The sequence below is a fragment of the Trichocoleus sp. FACHB-262 genome (assembly GCF_014696035.1).
Taxonomy (GTDB): Bacteria; Cyanobacteriota; Cyanobacteriia; order FACHB-46; family FACHB-46; genus Trichocoleus.
On sequence record NZ_JACJPK010000097.1, the window covers coordinates 85,956 to 104,940 of the forward strand.

Consider the following 18,985-nt stretch of genomic DNA (forward strand, 5'->3'; position numbering starts at 1 on the left):
CCCCTCATCAAAATTTCATCCAAAAAAAACACCAGGGTCTAATCCGACGCGGACGATCCCTGGCGAGTTCCGTTGAACAGAGGGTTATGGGTTCAGCTTTTGAGCGAGCAACTGATTAGTTAGTTTAGGGTTGGCCCGTCCACTCGTCTTCTTGAGCACCTGACCCACGAAGAAGCCTAACAGCTTGGTTTTACCACCCCGGTATTGCTCTAGTTCTTTGGGGTTGGAAGCAATCACTTCATCAATAATGGCCGCGATCGCATCAGGGTCGGAGAGTTGAGCTAAGCCGCGCTCCTCAACAATTTTGGCGGGAGAACCCCCGTTAGCCAGTAGGTCGGGCAGAATTTCCTTCCCGGCGTTGTTGCTGATGGTGTTGTCTTCAATCAGCTTGACGAGTTCTGCCAGTGCCTCTGGTTTGAGACCAATTTCGGTAATGCTGAGCTTGTTGGCATTGAGGTAGGCGGCAATATCGCCCATGATCCAGTTTGCCGTTGGTTTGGGGCTAGCTTGGGCGGCGATCGCGGTTTCAAAATATTCAGCCACGCTGCGATCGTCGGTCAGAACTCGTGCGTCGTAGGCAGACAAGCCCAACTCGGTTTCGTAGCGATGCCGCTTTTGAGCAGGCAGTTCTGGCAGTTCTGAGCGCCATTGCTCTAGCTGTTCCGTGGTGACTTGGATCCCAGTCAGATCGGGTTCGGGGAAATAGCGGTAGTCGCTGGAGCCTTCTTTGACGCGCATACTAATGGTGCGCTGAGAGCCTTCTTCCCAGAGACGCGTTTCTTGAACAATTCGCTCTCCAGTGGCTAGCGCTTCAGTTTGCCGTTCAATTTCGTACTCAATCGCCTTTTGAATGGCACTGAAAGAGTTCATGTTCTTGATCTCGACCTTGGTGCCGAATGCTTCCTGCCCTACTGGACGGATGGAAACGTTGACATCGCAACGCAGGGAGCCTTCCTGCATATTGCCGTCACCCACGCCGAGATAACGAATAATGCGGCGGAGCTCTTGAGCGTATTCAGCCGCTTCTTGGCCTGTGCGTAAATCTGGCTCGGAAACGATTTCTAGAAGAGGGACTCCGGTACGGTTGTAGTCAACCAAGGAAAAACTAGAACCCGCCAGGCGATCGCTGCCGCCATGGACCAGTTTGCCCGCATCTTCTTCCATGTGCAGGCGGGTAATGCCGATGCGCTTACGGCTTGGATTGCCGTCTGAGTCTACCAGTTCAATTTCTAGCCAACCATGCTCAGCGATCGGTAAATCGAACTGAGAGATTTGGTAGTTTTTAGGTAAGTCAGGATAGAAATACTGCTTGCGATCGAATTTGCTAAAGGGAGCAATTTGGCAGTTGAGCGCCGTGCCTGTCTTAACCGCGTACTCCAGCACTTTCTGGTTCAGTACTGGTAGCACCCCTGGCATACCCATGCAAATTGGACAAATTTGGCTGTTGGGGTCACCGCCAAATTCGGTGGAGCAGTTGCAAAAGATCTTCGTGTCAGTTTTGAGCTGACAGTGGGTTTCAAGGCCAATAATCGCTTCGTACTGAGTTTTAACCGGAGCAGCAGTCGTCATGGGATACAGATTGCAGCGATGCAACAATTTGGCTCTATTGTAGCCCCGCAGCGCCTCACTCGGCGTTTTGCCAGAGCTTTTGTCCTAGATCAATGGTCGTGCAGACCTCTCCCCAAACCTCTCTCCGGAGCAGAGAGGGACTTTGAATCTAGCTCCCCTTCCCTCAAGGGAAGGGGTTGGGGGTTAGGTCTCTTGTCTAAAGAGCAGGAAGGGCGAGGGAAGTCTGTCTAAACCATTAGGATGACGAGCTTAGGCAATATTTACCAGTTGAATGTCGAAAGTTAACTCCTCGCCCGCCAGAGGGTGATTAGCATCTAGAGTCACGGTGCCGTCGTTGACATCCGTAATCACCACCGGAATCACGCCCCCCGTTTCTTCGCGAACTTGCAACTGTTGACCCACCTCAGGCTCTAAATCTTCCGGCATCTGCTGCCGATCGATCTCTACGACCATTTCTTCGCGGTAAGGGCCATAAGCTTGCTCGACTGGAATTTTCTCGGTTTTAGATTCTCCGGGGGCCATGCCGACAACGGCTTTCTCAAAACCAGGAATTAGATCGCCCTGACCAAGGGTGAATTGTAGTGGATCACGATTAGTCGAGGAATCAAATACAGTGCCATCATCTAGACGACCTGTGTAGTGAACAGTTACGGTATCACCAATTTTTGCTTGTGTCATTTTTTAATCTCGCGTTTCTAGTCTTGCAGTGCCAATAAGGAGGGGCTAACACTGTTTTTATCCAGGCTGGAACTTTGCTCCTTGGGCTTAATTTCCAACGTTAGCGGATGGAGTGGTTAATCGGCTTCATTTTAGGGTCAATTTAATAATTAAATCGGTACTTTTTAAGAGCCGAGGTTGCTGAATCCGTTTCGGATCAAATCGCAGGCTAAGCTAAAGAAATTTTGTCAGAATTGATTGATTTGTGTTACTAGGTGCCGTTTTATTCAGGTGGCTCAGAATTTTTTGGTTCCTTTTAGGTCGTGGAAACCTCTTGGGAAGCTATCTTCAGTGTGTATAAAAGCTACTTGTCGCAACTAAAGCTCAAAAAGTTGATTTACAGTTTAGCTTGTTATTAAAGTTACAAAGAAATACAGAGATTTTGACTTCTCAAAGAGGAATTGCTGGGGCACAATCTATTTAATAATTTAGATATTTCACTGCGATCGCTGCCTTAAGTACCTATCAAGATTTCTATCAATTCTGGGGTGGCTTCAGCCTGGTTTCAGAGACTTAGCAAATTGACTCAAGACGCGACAGTTCGACCGAGTAGATTCGCGAGAGCGCTAACGAGAGAAGTTGGCTCTACAGGCTTAGCAAAATGCATTTGAAATCCCGCACTCAATGCCTGAGCCTGATCTTCTTCTCTTGCATAAGCGGTTAAGGCGATCGCAGGCATCGGTTTGACTGGGTGATGTTCCAGGGTCTTGACTCTATGAATCAGGGCATAGCCATCTTCCCCTGGCATGGCAATGTCACTAATGAGAATGTCCGGTTGGAGATTTTCGTAAGCGGCGATCGCTTCGGCGACAGAAGCAACAGCAGTCACGTTGGCTCCAGATTGCTCCAAGATCGTTTGTAGCAGTTCTCTGGCATCATTCTCATCATCAACGACTAAGACACTCACGCCCTTTAAAAGGGAGGACTCCAAGGCATTAGCGATGCCCTCCAGCAAGCAGTGCGTGGAAGGCGGAAGTTCTGGGTCGGAGGCTGATAGAACCAGAGGCGGCAGCTTGACCGTAAAGGTTGCGCCTTGTCCTTCTCCAGGGCTTGCAGCGCTGACTGTTCCTCCCTGCAACTCGACCAGGTGCCGCACGATCGCCAAACCCAAGCCTAAACCGCCATGCGATCGCGTACTGGTACTGTCTGCTTGTCGGAAGCGATCAAAGACGTGGGGCAAAAATTCCGCCGGAATCCCTTGGCCTGTATCTTGGACCCGAATTTGAATGCAGGAGTCTATCAGCTCCAGACTAATCTCTACCTGACCACCCCTGGGAGTGAACTTAATTGCATTGGCCAACAAATTCCAGACAATTTGTTGCAGGCGATCGGGGTCTCCTAACACTTGAGTCGCCGTCTCGTTTAGCTTTGGCTCCAAGCTGATGCCTTTGGCTTCTGCTGCGGGACGCACTGCATCGGTTGCCGCAGTAATCACTGTGATTAACTCTACAGGGCGAACCTGTAGTTGTAGCTTGCCTTGCACAATCCGCGAAACGTCCAGAATATCTTCAATTAGTTGAGCTTGAGATTTAGCATTGCGCTCAATGGTTTCCAAGGCTTTCGCTGTAGTGACTTCATCAAATTTGCGGCTTCCCAGTAACCGGGACCAACCCAAAATCGAGTTCAACGGAGTGCGTAACTCGTGAGAAAGCGTGGCAAGAAACTCGTCTTTCATCCGGTTTGCGTCTTGAGCTTCTTGGTAAAGTCTGGCGTTGTCCACGGCTAAGGCTGCCCGCCGAGCTAAGTCTTCAGCCAAGGTGAGGTCAACCGAGTTATAGTGTCGCTGGGATTCGGAAATGGTGAAAGAAATGACCCCAATGGTGCGCCCAGCCGCGATCAAGGGCACAATCATGACCGACTTGGGGTGCAAGGAGCGGATCAGCCGTAGGTAGTCAGCATCGGTGGTAGAGTCAGCGATCGCCGCTTCTGACACCTCAGCCAGTAGTTGAGATTCTCCCGTCTGTAGAGCTTGGAGCACGGGGCGCAAGTGGCTGAGCCGCAGCGGATAATATTGCTGGAGTTGGCGAGCTAAATCTTCTTTGGCAGGGTCAATGTGAGCCACCGTCAGAGGCCGCAGCGACTCCCCATCCTCCACCATGTCGATGACACACAAATCGGCTAGATAAGGCACTGCCAACCGAGCCAGGCTGATCAGCGTGGCTTCGTAATCCAAGGAGGCGGATAGGACCGCGCTGGCTTCGGCTAGAAATGTCGAGCGTTGTTCTGAGGCTTCGGCTACGGCGCGAGCTGCTTGCTCACAAATCAGTTGGGCTCGTTCCTCCTCGGCTTGCTTGCGTTCCGTAACATCCTGAATCTGAGCAATAAAATGTACAGGTTCGCCTTGGGAATTATGCACCAGCGAAACGTTCAGTAATACCCAAACAACGTGTCCTTGCTTGTGGAGATAGCGCTTTTCCATCTCATAAGCCTGAATCTCTCCAGTCAGCATCTGACAGACAAAGATTAAGGTTCTGTCTAAGTCGTCTGGGTGGGTGACCGCTTGAAAGTTGGTGTTGAGCAGTTCTGAATCTGAATAGCCCAGCATTTGGCAAAGGGAACGATTCACTTGCAAGAAGCGGCCATCTGTGGCGATCAGGGCCATTCCTACCGCCGAATCGTGGAAGGCTCCCTTAAAGCGCTCCTCACTTTCACGCAGGGCAGCTAGCGCCGTTGTGTGTTCTACCACCATCGCTTGGCGGGCTTCAAACTCAGCGGCATGCATTACTGCTGCTGCAATAAAGCCTGCCATCAGGCGGAGCGTGTGCGTGTCTTGCTCACTAAAAGCATTGACGTTAGGAGATAGAACCTTCAGTACCCCGGCAATTCGGCGTTCGTAGCGCAAAGGGACTGCAATCATCGAGCGAGCTCCTACCCGCCGATAAACCTCTGGACTGATCCGGGGATCAGTTTCAGCGTCATCACATCGTAGAATTTCCCCGGTGTGAAAACATTGCCCAGAAAAGCAGGTGTCAGCTTTAACGCGCAAGCCTACGTAAGGCGCTGCCGTTCCACTGGCAACTCGATAGACCATGTCTTCGCCGTTGGGTAACAAAATCACCGCGCCTGTGGCCGAAGTAATCTTTTGCGTCCGCTCGGCTATTAAGTTCATGACGCGCAGTAAATCTAGCTCTGCGGTGGCGATGTCATGCTGGGTATCAATAATGGCTGTCAGCCGCTCAGCGTCATCGCGCAACCAAGCTTCTGTGCGTAAGCGCTCTGAAATCTGCTCTTTTAGGGCTGAGTTAGCAGTGGAAAGTTCAGCCGTTCTTTTAACTACTTCGGCTTCTAACTGGTCGTGGGCTGCCTGAAGGGCTTCCTCGGTGCGTTTACGCTCGGTCATGTCGCGCATCAGTTTCGAGAAGCCCCGTAAGCGCCCAAAGCGATCGCGTAAGGCTGTAGTGATGCCACTAGCATAGAAACGGCTACCATCTTTTCGCACATGCCAGCGTTCGTCTTCGGCTTGGTCTTCAGCGATCGCTTGCTTAATCTCTTGGTCTGGCTTGCCCTGCTGCACATCCTCAGCCGTAAAAAAGCAAGAAAAATGCTGCTCTAGAATTTCAGCTTCCTTATAGCCTAGGATCCTCTCGGCTCCTGTATTCCAACTCGTAACTCGGCCCCGTGTATCCAGCATGAAAATGGCATAATCTTTGACATTTTCGATTAGCAACCGATACCGTTCCTCGCTACGGCGCAGGGTTTCCTGGTGCTGCTTTGATCTCAGCCAAAAAACTTCTGTGCCCTTCTGGGCTCTGTGGAGAGCAGCACTCAGTAGGCTAATTAAAACTCCCTCCACCGCAAAGAGCCCCAGGGCAAAAGCCTGCTCTGAAGACGGCGATGTCAAGGAATCAAACGGGGCAACGTAAAAATAAGCGCAGCCCAAGGTAGCTAGCAGAGTGGCAACCATTCCAGGACCGAAGCCACCATACCAAGCGCTGGCTATGACAGCGCTAAATAGTAATAAAAATGGAACTTGGGATTCTAATAAATCAGCTAGGGGAGATTGCAGAAGTAGAGCCAATGCTACTCCTAGGACAGCAATCCCATAGCGCAGGAATAGTGAACGGTAGACTGGCAGCATGGTTCTGTACAGGCGGTAGCAGGGGAAGTTGAATCATTCCAGAAGCACCTTCAAAGGTATAGACGATTTGTGAGGGCACAAAAGTCATAAAAGGTTGACCACTGCTCTATAAGACAAGCCAAGTTAGAGTTAGAGCTCATCTCTCAAACTCTCCCAATCCAACCTTTAAGGTGGAGTCAGCTCAGGATTGAATAGAAATAGCTCAGGGCGCTAACTAGATTGGCTGTAGAGTGGTCGGCGATGGAAGTAAATTCGTTGCTACCAGTTAAGCCAGTCAGTCAAGTGATTGTTCATTGTCTTTAATTAATGAGTTATTCATCATGTTTTTAATATCTAAGTAACAAGGTATAAACTGAGGCGGGTTTTGTCTTCTGTCTTTAGTGAAGTCCTATGGAACTTACCTCTCATCCGCTAGTTCATACGTAGTCAGGGTTTCTACCCTGATTGTTTAGCACTAACGCCTCAAGAGTTAAGCTCATTTAAGCTCCCTTCCCCTGGATCGGGGCAAGATGGTGAGATGACGACGCTGTTCGCACACCTGAACCAGCTAATGTAGTGAACAGCAAACGTTACAATCCATAGCAACAGTTACATAGCAACAGTTAGGCTCGCAAACTATGGCTGCGCCCCTTTGGTGGCTCTGGTAGGACCATTCATGAACCATGCTACGGCACCCATTTATTGCCCCATTTGTCAGACGCTCAATACGGAGGCGTACAACTTTTGCCAACAATGCCGATCCTCTCTGCCCAAACGGTATCTCTGGGCTGTAGGGACAGGAGTTGATGCCTATCAAATCGGAGATGTCTTAGGCGATCGCTATGTCTTAAAAAGCCGCCGAGTTTTGTTCGACACTAAGCCAGGTTTGCTCCCCGATCTACCCAGTGATATTTCCGACGCGATCGCCCCTTATCTAAGGTTGTTTCCGTATCAACTGCATATTCCCCAGGTATATGGGCAAGTGCAAACGGAAAAGGGCGCTCCAGTGGTGCTGCTAGAGCAAGTTCCGCTAGAGACGAGGCGTTGGAGCCAGAGTGCAGGCGAATTATCGCATCCACTGTTCCCTGCCTTAGCTGATGTGTGGCCAGAGGCCCCGGCAATCCGACAACTGAATTGGTTGTGGCAAATCTCGCAGTTATGGCAGCCGTTTAGTAGTGAAAGGGTAGCTTCTAGCTTAGTCGAGCCGCAACTGTTGCGAGTGGAAGGGCCGCTTGTACGCCTGCTGGAACTACAGAGCGATCGCAAATCCGCTCCTACTTTGAGGGAACTCGGACAGTTATGGTTGCAGTGGGCACCGACGGCCCAGCCTGAAATTGCGCGTTTTCTAGCAGCCTTGTGTCATCAAATGATTCAAGGGCAGATTCGTACGCCCGAACAGCTGACTGCTCAACTAGACCGAGGCTTGGTTGTTTGTGGGCGATCGCAAGCTCGTTTGGCCCAGATTGCTACGCGCACCGACCAAGGCCCCAGTCGCCAACGCAATGAAGATGCCTGCTACCCGGCGAGTGGTACTACTTTTTCAGTGCCATTGCATCCTGGAGAAACGCCCAAAACCCTCACCTTGGTTTGTGATGGCATCGGTGGGCATGAAGGAGGGGATGTTGCTTCTAATCTCGCGATCGCTGCTGTTCAGGAACGAATTCAGGCTCTAGAACTGGACGTAGCTCTGCAACACCCAGATAGCTTAATGGCAGAACTGGAGCAGGCTGTCTGTCTTGCCAATGATTTAATTTGTCAGCGCAACGACCAAGAGCGACGGCTAGAGCGCCAACGCATGGGCACCACTTTAGTCATGGCGTTGGCCCGTGGTCATGAAGCTTATATCACTCATATTGGCGATAGCCGCGTCTATTGGATTACCCGAACTGGTTGTTACCAACTCACAGTAGATGACGATGTCGCTTCGCGGGAAGTGCGCTTGGGCTATGCCTTATACCGAGATGCGGTACAGCAACCAGTTGCAGGTTCGCTGGTGCAAGCTCTAGGCATGAGTAGTTCAGCTACGCTGCATCCGACTGTGCAGCGTTTGATTCTGGATGAAGCGGGTGTCTTCTTACTTTGTTCGGACGGCTTGACTGAGAACGATCGCGTTGAGGAGTGCTGGGAAACCGAAATTCTGCCAATTTTGGACGGTAAGGTGGATGTAGCCACTGCTTGCCAACGCCTGGTCGAAATTGGCAACATGCGGAATGGGCATGACAACGTTACTGTCGGCCTGCTCTACTACCAAGTGACGCATACCGAAGCGATCGCAGAATTGCCAGCGTCTCTGTTGACGGAGTCACCGGATCTAGACCTCCCCCCAAGTAGGCAGCCCACGGCGATCGCGACTGACACACCCACTCAGGTGTTGAATGCAGCTCCGTCTACCCTAAAAACTCAAATCTTACCGCCACGACGTTCTCCGAATGGAGCCCTACTGCTGCTAGGCATTCTGTTGTTGGTTGGTCTAGGTGGCGTTCTCGCTTATCTGCTTTTGCCTGGGGTTAGTCGTCGCATCAATCCACTACTGGGTCGGGCTCCCCAACCAGATGGAGCGCAAGTAAACCCTGGTACGCCTATTTCTACCCTGCCTTCACCGAATCCCTCGCCCCTTGTCTCGTCGCTCACCTTGGCCCCAGGGACTTTGATTCAAATTCGTCAACCCAATTCAGGGCTTGCTAGCGATCGCGGGACCGGATCAATTCAATTGCAACCTCAGCCGGGTAGTTCTACAACTGCACCTGATCCTGAATCACCTGAATCAGGCGTTGCATCCAGTCCTGCATTAGGCGATCGCACTCCTAATGCTGCAACGGCTCAGTTAGTTCCTGCAGGGGGACTACTGCAAGTCTTGAGCAAGCAAGTCATTCCCGCTCAAGGCAGTTGGGTCAAATTAAAAGTTTGCTCCATTTCTAGTGGCACGAACGCTCAGGAACCCGCGTCTCCAAGAACGGCAACTCCCATTCCAACCGCCTCGCCTTCCAACCGCGCGACAACCCTGTCACCCAGCGATCGCTTTCTGCAACCTGGAGCCAGTGGCTGGATTGAAGAAGCAGTTTTAATGCCATTGATTGAGCCTAATTCACCTTCGCCAAATCAATTAGGAGCTTGTAGCAATCCCCCATCAACTCCGACACCCAGGCCTACCCCTGCACCCAGCCCATCGCCAGCTCCAGAATAAATGGACTCTGCTGTCAGAACTCAACTCTCCCAAGACCAGATAGACTGATAGGAAAACTAGCGATCGCTCAGATTCTTACAACTTACGGTTTTTGAATGCCTGTGTCAGAAACTCCTTGCCTTAGCCTGTCCATTCAGCGTTTGGCAGCTTCAGGAACAAATCGATATGTAATCTGGGTTATCAATGCCCCCTACCCGAGTGGGTACGTCTTACACGATTGCGTTTGGCCTGACACGCTAACGCAAGCTTGGCAAGCTTGGCAGGAAATGTTTTCTCTGCGCGGTCTGCCGCAAGTGCCTCATGTCTCTTCGGTGCCATCAGCGACATCGCCTCCAGCCTCTACGCCAGAACCCAACGCCCTACCCTATGGGGCTCGCTTGATGCAGAACTTAGGGGTCAACTTGTGGCAATGGCTATTTGACGGACCGGTAGAAGCTAGCATCAATCGTAGCCAAGGCATGGCTTTTGGGCTAGGCACACCGCTGCGATTGCGTTTAGAGATTCGCGACCCTGAATTGATTGCCCTACCTTGGGAAATCATGCAATCCCAAATGGGCCGCTCAGTGATTTCGATCGCTAGTGATCAGATTTTGTTTAGCCGCACGACCAGTGAGGTAGAATCGCTGCCAGCTTTACGGATGGAGCAATCCCTCAAAGTGCTTTTGGTTTTAGGACAAGGCACAGATACAGCCTCTAATCATTCTGAAAATGTTGGGGCTGGGGCTGCATCCCCGCAACCAGCAGCGCTGAATCTAGAACAAGAAGCCGCTGCATTAGAAGAAATCCTGACCAATCATGAGGTTTCAGATACAGGTGGTCAGCAAACAGTAGCAGTGCGCTCCCAGGTAGACACTCTGATCCAGCCCACGCCAGCTCAGCTAATTGAGCACCTGGAAACAGGAAAATACAACATTTTCTTTTACGCAGGGCATGGTGTACCTGCACCTGACGGTGGCTTGCTCTTGTTGGGTCCGGGAAACGCGCTTAATGGCACCGAATTAGCTCAAGTTTTGACTCGTTGCCGCGTTACTCTCGCAGTATTTAATGCTTGCTGGGGTGCTCAGCCAGATCACACTAATGACCAACCAATTCCACGCAGCAGTCTGGCAGAAGTCCTGATTCATCATGGAGTCCCTGCGGTTTTAGGCATGCGCGACTCTATTACAGACCAAGAAGCGTTGAGTTTTATCCGCTCCTTTGCCCAAGCCTTGAGAAAAAGTGAACCGATCGATCGGGCAGTAGCTTTGGCAAGACAGCATCTTTTAATGCTGTACAAATTTAATCAGCCTGCTTGGACCTTGCCAGTTCTGTATATGCATCCACAATTTGACGGTCGATTGATCCACACGGAGGGTAGTATCCAGTTCGGTCAGGACATCAAAGAAGATAAAGGCAACAACACCATGCTGCCGCCAGAAGGATTTCCTAGCGACATTAGACCGCGAATTCCAATGGCTTCTTTACGCTTAACCGGACTTCCACCTAAAGCTTGGCCAATTCGAGATGGAGTGATTCGGGTGGGTAGCCAAGGAGATAATGATTTGGTTTTACCAGAAGCTGGAGTTTCTCGGTACCATGCCAAAATTTTCTATCGAGATGCTTCAGATCAGCCAGATAACCAGCCAGCTTACATTCTGCAAGATGTGTCTCGATATGGAACTTTCATTTTAGGGTCAAATGGCTGGCGAAGAATCCACCAACAGGAAGTCTCTTTGCGCTCTGGAGTTCAGCTAAAATTTGGCAATCCTAATGGGCAAGCGTTAGAGTTTTTGATCGAGCGCCCAACTTCTGAGGAAAACCACATCTAAGCCAATTGGCCTAAATTTCAATTGCTTGCGGAACTTCCAAAAATCGGCGTGTAGCTACCCACGTCAAATGCAATCAGGAGTAGCACGATGAGAAACGGAACTATGCACTCAGACTATTTCGAGCACTCTCAATTCCAAGTTGAACTAGATGATTTGCTAGAGGCTACTCTGAGCATTGATACGCCTTACCCTTGGAACATCGCAGATCCAGAAGCAACGTCCTATCTGGAAAAGCTAGAGCAAGGATTTTCTCTAGATAACTGGCCTGAGGATGAAGTAGCAGCGCGATCGCAGGACTTCTTCGCTTGCCTAGATGGAATTTGGGCACAAAATTCTCTATCGCAGCGTTTTGCTACCTGGGCTCCTCAGAGTGTTTTAAACGCAATCGTTCAGCAAGCTCAAAAGGTGTTTGCTAGCAATCTGTCTCTCGCTGAGCAGCTAGTTCAGTGTGTGCAGCAAAGCTTACCCAATTGGGATGCTGATGACCTGCAAGTCTTAGCACGTCCGCTGGCTTATGCGATGCGGGGGGTAGAAGCAGAAACCACTGAAGTTGTGGAGTCTACGCTTAAGGCAGTGCGACCCGTAAGTTGGGAAGAGCTATCAGAACTGGAGCAGGCCCGTCTGAGCTTGTCGATCGCTCGTTGTGCTTTGGCTCAGCTGCATCAAACTGACAGCGCTCAAGCTGATGAGAGTTGTGAATGATGAGCTAGGCATTGATAGTCTCCGTTGAGTTTTAGGTATAAAAGATTGCTTTCAATGATTCTATTCAAGCATCCTCTGAGAACTGCATCATCGCCCAACTGGGCGAACTGAGCTAAAAGTTCAAAGGCTAAGGAGACTTGGAAAGCCGAGTAGCAAAGTTTTGAGAGCGTGTCGGTGACAGTTGTCGAGCCTTGAGGATTGCTGCTGCCAAAAAAGCATAAGAGACAACTCCAACGATCATCAGCAGTAGAGCGTTAATGGTACCAGCTGCATTCCATAAAGCATGCAGGATCGCTGCGGTAAGATAGCCGATGCTGAGAATGAACCAACGTTTTCTAGGCTTGAGCACAGTGAGGCCCACAAAATAACCTAAGTAGCCACTATAAGCAATATGACCAGCCACAGAGCCCAGAACTCGTGGAATTAAGAGTTGGAGACCTTCTAGGGAACTAGACTGCTGCTCAATATCTGGAACGTATTGGCCCAAAGTTTCTACTAGCGTAAATCCAGCGGCGGCAGCGGTGCCCAGCAAAATGCCATCTAGAGGTTCCCAAACGCCAATTTGTTCTCGCCAGGGCGATCGCAGACAGCGACCGAGCCAGTAAGCTAGCAGGACGGGCAGAGCTTTTAGCAACTCCTCCATCAAGCCAGCCCCAAAGAACATGCTAGTGATGAGCCTGAGAAAACTAGTAGACTCATCCGGAATTGGTAAACGACCGGGAAGTACTTGTCGAAACAGCACAATGAAAGTTGATAGAATGGGACTCCGCAAAATGAGCACCATAACGCCTAGAGCCCCTAGTAGCACCCACCACGGCTTTCTTTTACCGCAGAGCTGATAAACGAGATAGTAAGCTGCCCCGACTAGATAGGTAGCAAGCAGCAGATTAAAGGCGACTGGCTGACCCACAGCGGCAAACATAAGCACGACAAAGCCGACTGTGACGATACCAGGAACTAAGTAGGCTTTGTGCGCTAGCTCTCTTCCAGTCGAAAGAATAGGAAATAGTTGCGTTAAAGTGACCGAGTCTGTCGCTACTAACCGAGGGCTTCTTAAGGGCGGTGCGGTGGCAGCAGACTGGAAGGGCACGGCATGGCTAGGCTGTGGCACCACTGCTACATGGGAAGCGGCTGAAGGCTCGACTAAATGGCACTCAAAAATAAATTTTGGGCCATTACCACCGAGCACAATGCGATCGCCGACCTGCAAAACTTGGCACCCCTGTAAGCGCTGTCCATTTAAGTAAGTGCCATTGGCGCTATTAAGGTCGCAAATTTCCCAGAGCGGTTCTTGAACTTGAGTTTTGAAGTTGAGGATGGGACGGATTTGAGCATGCCGTCGTGACACCATCCCAAACAAACTTGAGTCTAAGACAATCTGGCAATAAGTATCTCGTCCAACCGTTACTGATTGGGTGCGCGACAACGGGTAGCAAGGGGAATTCCATTCTATAGAAATTGAAGAAGGAACTTGCCAGAGGAAGGCGACGTAAGGATCCTGATCCGTCATCGTCACGAAGGCTGGATTTTAAAAGCTAGGCTTATCTTGCCACACTTTCACTGGTTTGCCCTGGCATCTCGAACCGCTGCCAAGAAAAAGATCACAGCCAACGGAATGCTAATGGCTAGAATAACTCCGGTGACTAGTCCACCTAGATCTGGTTTTCCAGAAGATAGCTCAAATACAGAGCCAACTGCAGCGATCGCGGCTACACAAGAACCGCCCAAGAATACACCACTTTTCGGGGTCAATGCTATTCAACCTTTAATCAAGCAACAATAGTAAAGAATAGATGCAATCAGTCACTAATGCTTAAAGAATCTAGGGCTGATCTATAAATAGCCCTTCGGTCAATCATTAACTCAGCAACACTCTGGGCTTGGTCCTGTGATTACGATTAACCTCTATGAGAAATTTGCAGGCTCACGTACAAGCTCACGTAGAAAACTCTCATAGAAGCTATAGCGTCATTTCCGAATTTAGCCAAGCGCCCTAAGCAACAGGCTTCACAGCCTGAGCCGAAAAACCATACTTAGCCAGCTCTTGATTGAGTGCTAGGCCATTCTCGACTCGGTCTACAAATAACACACCGTTTAAGTGGTCCATTTCATGCTGAATCGCCCGAGAGAGTAGTCCAGTTGCCGTTAGTTTCTGTGGCCGTCCATACTCGTCTTTATAAGACACCTCGACTGCCGCAGGCCGTTTGACATCTAGATAAACCCCCGGAATGCTGAGGCAGCCTTCTTGAGCTACACAAATATCGCGGCCCATATGCTTGACACTGGGATTGATCAAGATCAGTGGTTGATTAGTGGGGTCATCTGGTTCGCAATCTATAACAATCAGCTGTTTCTGCACAGCTACTTGGGGGGCAGCTAACCCAATGCCATCGGCGCTGTACATGGTTTGGAGCATTTCACGTACTAAATCGCGGATTTCTGCATCCACTTTATTAATTCGCTTTGCTGGCTGACGTAAGACGCGATCGCCAAGATGGTGAATTTCCAGAGGCGGATTATCTAACTTTTTCTTTTCGACAAGAACCTCAGAAGTCATGAACGTATGCTCGCAATTAGGGCTAAATTCCGGAATGATTCCGCTTTACATTCATCTTATCAACCCTTGCTCTGGATTGCCTGGGTAGAAAATGCCTAATTTGCGATCGCACCCGGCTGAACTGGGATTGCTTTAAAGACAAAAGAGGTGTGGTAGGCCACACCTCTTCTCAATTAAAACTAGTTGTCGATTCAACCTTTACTCAAGAGCAGGTTGAAATCAGCTTGGTTTCCAGTGGCCTCGCTCTAAACTGTGAAATGGTTTTCGATGGAAACATTGAGCGTGTAACTATCATTCGCCGTGAGCGGTGTACCCGTGATTCCGCTGCCAATGGTGTTGGTTGACTCAACCTTGGCAACTCCAATAACGTAACGCCCTGGGGCATTAAAGTTATAGGTCAGATATGAATCATTCAAGGACGAACTACCAGCATCAGGACTACCAGCATCATCATTTGTTGCTAAGAGAGTCCCTCTGTTGTCAAAGAGGAATATCTCGGTATCCAAAGCCGCAGTACCACCCTGATCGGCAAAGTCAATATCGAAGATACCTTGGACAGAACCTTGCCCTGAGGCACTACCGATAATAAACGAGTAGTAGTCAAAGGAGCCATCTCCCCTAACTGAGACAGAGGTGTGCGGAATGGTGGTAGCAGCAGTGATGTTTTCGTTGGCGGCTAAGGAGAAATTAGAATCAATGCTCTGAGCCACGATCAGATTTACTGTCGCTGTCGCATTGCCGCCTGCACCATCAGTTACCGTGTAAGTGAAGCTATCACTGCCATTAGCGCCACTAGTAGCGTTGTAGACATAGGTACCATCAGGTCTAGCCTCCAAGCTACCACGGGTTGGCTGGGTGGTACTGGCGATCGTTAGGGTTCCCTCAACATCCGTATCATTGGCTAACAAGGTACCAGGAATGATGGTGGTTGAAGTCGTAGCATCTACTACCAATAGGTCAGCCGAAGCTTTGGGTAAGTCGTTGACAGCAGCAACCGTGATATTGACTGTGGCAGAAGCAGTTCCCCCATTGCCATCACTGATGGTGTAGGTGAAGCTATCAGAGCCGTTGAAGTTGGTCGTCGGGGTATAGCGGAAGGTACCGTTGTTGCTGATAACGGAGCCGTTCGCAGGATTGGTATTTCCGGTAATTGACAGAGTGTTGCCCTCAACATCAGTGTCATTCGCTAGGGCTGCGATCGTGACTACTGTATCTTCGTTAGTTGTGACCGTATCACTGTTGGCAATGGGAGCATCATTGACTGGGGTGATGGTGACATTGACCGTCGCCGAGGCAGAACCGCCATTGCCATCACTGATGGTGTAGGTGAAGCTGTCTGTGCCATTCGCATTCGCATTGGGCGTGTAAGTGAAGACGCCGTTGTTGCTGACCACAGAGCCCCGGGTGGGATTGACAGAGACCCCTGTAATCGAAAGGGGATTGCCTTCTACATCCGTGTCATTGGTCAGGACAGGGATGTTGACCTGGGTGTCTTCAGTGGTGCTTGCTGTATCGCTGCTGGCAATGGGAGCATCATTGACTGGGGTGATGGTGACATTGACCGTCGCCGAGGCAGAACCGCCATTGCCATCACTGATGGTGTAGGTGAAGCTGTCTGTGCCATTCGCATTCGCATTGGGCGTGTAAGTGAAGACGCCGTTGTTTTGGCTCAGGCTGCCTTTGGTCGCCAGAGAGAAATTACTAACACTCAGAACATCGCCTTCTACATCGGTGTCATTGGTCAGGACAGGGATGTTGACCTGGGTGTCTTCAGTGGTGCTTGCTGTATCGCTGCTGGCAATCGGAGCATCATTGACCGCGTTAACCGTGATGTTGACTGTGGCAGAAGCAGAGCCACCGTTACTATCAGTAATGGTGTAAGTAAAGCTATCTGTACCGTTGAAGTTGGTGTTTGGGGTGTAGCGGAAAGTGCCATTTCCCTGATCAATTAATTGACCATTCGTAGCTGAGGTACTGCTGCTGAGGAAAAAGGTATCACCCTCAATGTCACTGTCGTTGGCTAGGACATTGACAATTGTGACTTGTGTATCTTCATTAGCACTGGCCGTATCGCTATTGGCAATGGGCAGGTCGTTCACCGCGTTAACCGTGATGTTGACGACGCCAGTAGTACTGCCTCCCCTGCCATCACTAATGGTGTAGGTGAAGCTATCAGACCCGTTGAAGTCAGGATTAGGTATGTAATTAAACGAACCGTTGTTGCGACTGTCTACTGTACCGCTACTAGGCTGAGTGAAGCTAATAATTGCGATCGCGTCTTGGTCTGCATCTCTATCGTTGGCGAGTACATTAGTGATTAAAACCAACGAATCTTCATTCGTGGTCACTGCGTCACTACTCGCAACCGGAATATCGTTGACTGACGTAACATTGACGTTGACCGTAGCAGTTGCGGTTCCACCACTACCATCTGTAATCGTGTAGGTGAAGCTATCAGAACCGTTAAAGTTAGGGTTTGGAGTGTAAGTAAAGGTTTGATTGCCGTTATCTCTGATAGCGCCATTTAATGCTGGACCAAAGCTATTGATTAGCAGTTGCTGTTGGTCTGCATCACTATCGTTTCTAAGGAGCTCATTAGGAGTAATGAGTAACTCTGTGTCTTCACTGGTTGTGAATGCATCATTGTTGGCAACAGGAATATCTTGAACTGAGTTGACAACTAGGGTGACAGTAGCAGTCGTAGAACTACCTTTGCCATCTGTAACGACATAAGTAAAGCTATCACTGCCACTAAAGTTGGCAGTAGGTGTGTATGTAAGACTCCCATTACTACTCGCTAGTACTCCCCGTCCCGGTTGGGAGAAGCTAGTAATTAAAGGGGTATCTTGGTCAGCATCGCTGTCATTAAGTAATAGATTGGCCTGAGTAAAGGTAACAGATGTATCTTCGTTTGTCGTAATAATATCGTTGCCCGCGATCGGTGCGTCGTTGATCGCGTTAACGTTCAGAGTTACAACAGCAGTTGTATTACCACCGCGACCATCTGTAATGGTGTAAGTGAAGGTATCTGTGCCGTTGAAGTTGGACTTGGGGGTATAGATATAGGAGCCGCCAAGATCAACGAGCCTACCGTTTAGTGGCTGAGTAAAGCCCGTAATTAAAATGGGATTGCTATCAGCATCCGTGTCATTGCTTAACAGCGTAGCTCGACTGAAACTGACTTCCGTATCTTCGTTGGTACTGAAAGTATCGTTGCCCGCTATGGGGACATCGTTGACGGAACGAACAGTGAGGTTGACGGTGCCAGCGACTGTAGTACCATTACCATCTGTAATGGTGTAAGTGAAGCTATCTGTGCCGTTGAAGTTGGACTTGGGATTGTAGATAAAGGTGCCGTTGCCCAAGCCCTCGACCGTGCCATTGGCAGGTTGCACGAAGTTATCGAAGAAGAAGGTGTCTCCCTCAGGATCAAAATCGTTCCTCAGTAGCTCGGTGCTAGTGAAGCTAAGCGCAGTGTCTTCGTTGGTAGTAAACGCGTCATTACCGGCAACCGGAGTATCTGGGCTGGGATTAATGGTAATGGTGACGGTACTACTCGCTACACCACCATAACCATCACTCACTGTGTAGGTGAAGCTATCAGTTCCCTCATAGTTAAGCTCTGGGGTGTAGGAGAATGTCCCATCGGTATTAGTCGTCAGCGACCCATGAGCAGGACTAGTGAAACCTGCAATGACCAATGGATCGCCATCGCGATCGCTGTCATTGGCCAAGAGGCTGGGGAGGAGTGTAAGAGTATCTTCATCAACAGTAAAGCTCTCACTACCAGCAACCGGAGGCGTATTTATCGCAGTTCGTCCCTCCTTAATTCCGAAAAAGACGAAATGTCGGAAGCCACTGGCAAAAGAGCCACTCGCAACAGCTGCCGCGACGTCTGAGTTGTGTTCTAGATAGAATCGCTCGTTATAAAAAATACTTGGATTGCGAGTCTGAGTAGTATCAGCCTCAAACTGACCAAAACGAATAAAGTGCTCGAAGCCACTGTTAAAGACGCTTGCCTTAACTGCTGAGAGGACATCTGGGTTATTGGCCAGATAATATGCCTCATCAAACAGAAAACTGGGAGAACGAGTTGGACTGTTCCCAAGCTCAAACTGACCAAACTGAATGAAGTGCTGAAACCCGTTAGGAAAGAAGCCTTGCCGAACAGCTTCCGCTACATCTGGGTTATTGGTTAGATAAAACGCCTCATCGAATAAAGGGCTAGGGTTGCGGCTAGGGCTGTTGACAACTTCAAACTGACCAAATTGAATAAAGTGTTCAAAACCGCTGATAAAAAAACCTTGCCGGACAGCCTCTGCTACGTCCGGATTATTCACGAGATAGAAGCTCTCATCAAATAGGTCGCTAATACTCAAACTCATGCAATT

The 18,985-nt window shown here is 49.7% G+C and carries 10 protein-coding genes; 3 read left to right on the plus strand and 7 right to left on the minus strand.

Annotation, left to right across the window (positions count from 1 at the left end; all coding sequences use genetic code 11):
• Positions 1-84: 84 nt before the first annotated feature.
• The 3 genes from gatB to H6F68_RS22790 form a co-directional block, all read right to left on the minus strand.
• Positions 85-1,569 (minus strand): Asp-tRNA(Asn)/Glu-tRNA(Gln) amidotransferase subunit GatB, encoded by a 1,485-nt coding sequence (gene gatB / locus H6F68_RS22780; protein ID WP_190562539.1) that lies wholly within the window; start codon positions 1,567-1,569, stop codon positions 85-87.
• A 249-nt stretch (positions 1,570-1,818) separates the two neighbouring features.
• The gene (locus H6F68_RS22785) at positions 1,819-2,247 is read right to left on the minus strand and encodes a peptidylprolyl isomerase (protein ID WP_190438017.1); all 429 of its coding nucleotides are present in this window, start codon (positions 2,245-2,247) and stop codon (positions 1,819-1,821) included.
• Positions 2,248-2,812: 565 nt separating this feature from the next.
• Positions 2,813-6,364, minus strand: a complete 3,552-nt coding sequence (locus tag H6F68_RS22790; protein ID WP_190562541.1) for a PAS domain S-box protein — start codon at positions 6,362-6,364, stop codon at positions 2,813-2,815.
• Between the two features lie 655 nt (positions 6,365-7,019).
• Between H6F68_RS22790 and H6F68_RS22795 the strand changes: the two genes are divergently transcribed.
• From H6F68_RS22795 to H6F68_RS22805, 3 genes are all read left to right on the plus strand, one after another.
• Positions 7,020-9,527 (plus strand): protein phosphatase 2C domain-containing protein, encoded by a 2,508-nt coding sequence (locus H6F68_RS22795; RefSeq protein ID WP_190562543.1) that lies wholly within the window; start codon positions 7,020-7,022, stop codon positions 9,525-9,527.
• A 95-nt stretch (positions 9,528-9,622) separates the two neighbouring features.
• Complete coding sequence (locus H6F68_RS22800) at positions 9,623-11,335, plus strand: CHAT domain-containing protein (RefSeq protein ID WP_190562545.1); 1,713 nt, start codon at positions 9,623-9,625, stop codon at positions 11,333-11,335.
• Between the two features lie 87 nt (positions 11,336-11,422).
• Positions 11,423-12,037, plus strand: a complete 615-nt coding sequence (locus H6F68_RS22805; protein WP_190562547.1) for a hypothetical protein — start codon at positions 11,423-11,425, stop codon at positions 12,035-12,037.
• Between the two features lie 127 nt (positions 12,038-12,164).
• Here the strand turns inward: H6F68_RS22805 and H6F68_RS22810 are convergent, their stop codons facing one another.
• From H6F68_RS22810 to H6F68_RS22825, 4 genes are all read right to left on the minus strand, one after another.
• Entirely contained in the window at positions 12,165-13,547 is a 1,383-nt protein-coding gene (locus H6F68_RS22810; protein ID WP_190562549.1) for a PrsW family glutamic-type intramembrane protease, read from the minus strand.
• Between the two features lie 47 nt (positions 13,548-13,594).
• Positions 13,595-13,789, minus strand: a complete 195-nt coding sequence (locus H6F68_RS22815) for a hypothetical protein (RefSeq protein ID WP_199300252.1) — start codon at positions 13,787-13,789, stop codon at positions 13,595-13,597.
• 241 nt (positions 13,790-14,030) lie between these two features.
• On the minus strand, positions 14,031-14,594 hold the full coding sequence (def, locus tag H6F68_RS22820) for a peptide deformylase (RefSeq protein WP_190438033.1): 564 nt from the start codon (positions 14,592-14,594) through the stop codon (positions 14,031-14,033).
• Between the two features lie 245 nt (positions 14,595-14,839).
• The gene (locus H6F68_RS22825) at positions 14,840-18,979 is read right to left on the minus strand and encodes a cadherin-like domain-containing protein (RefSeq protein ID WP_190562551.1); all 4,140 of its coding nucleotides are present in this window, start codon (positions 18,977-18,979) and stop codon (positions 14,840-14,842) included.
• Between the last annotated feature and the right edge of the window lie 6 nt (positions 18,980-18,985).